Raw genomic sequence first — 389 nt, forward strand, 5'->3', positions numbered from 1 at the left:
GGCGGCGCTCCGCTGCGCCGGGAGCGGGGCCGGGAGCGGGGCCGACGGTGGCGCCTGGAACGGCGACGGCTCCGGCTCGGACTCGAACCCGGGCTCCTGCTGAGCGGGGTGCGCCTGGAACGGCCGGTCGTACACGTCGTACGTGTCGTACCCGGCCGAGGTCCGGTGGCCGTACCCGGCGTCCGGCCCCCCGTCCGGCGGACCGTCGTACTCCTGGTGGCCGCCGTACGGCTGCGGCGGCACGCCGTGCGACTGCTGCGGCACCTCGTACACCGGCTCGTACGACGGGTACGGGGAGGTGCGATGGGAACCGGACATGTGGCCGATCCTGCCAAACGGAGGCCGGGTTGCGAAAGCCGGGGCCCTGTGCGGGCCCCGTGAAGAAGCCG

1 pseudogene is annotated in these 389 nt (G+C 75.1%); it reads right to left on the reverse strand.

Annotation, left to right across the window (positions count from 1 at the left end):
- Positions 1 to 318: pseudogene (locus ABD308_RS23395) on the reverse strand (hypothetical protein); the annotation flags it as partial.
- Between the last annotated feature and the right edge of the window lie 71 nt (positions 319 to 389).

It is taken from the genome of Kitasatospora putterlickiae (assembly GCF_039527695.1).
GTDB classification, from domain to species: Bacteria; Actinomycetota; Actinomycetes; order Streptomycetales; family Streptomycetaceae; genus Kitasatospora; species Kitasatospora putterlickiae.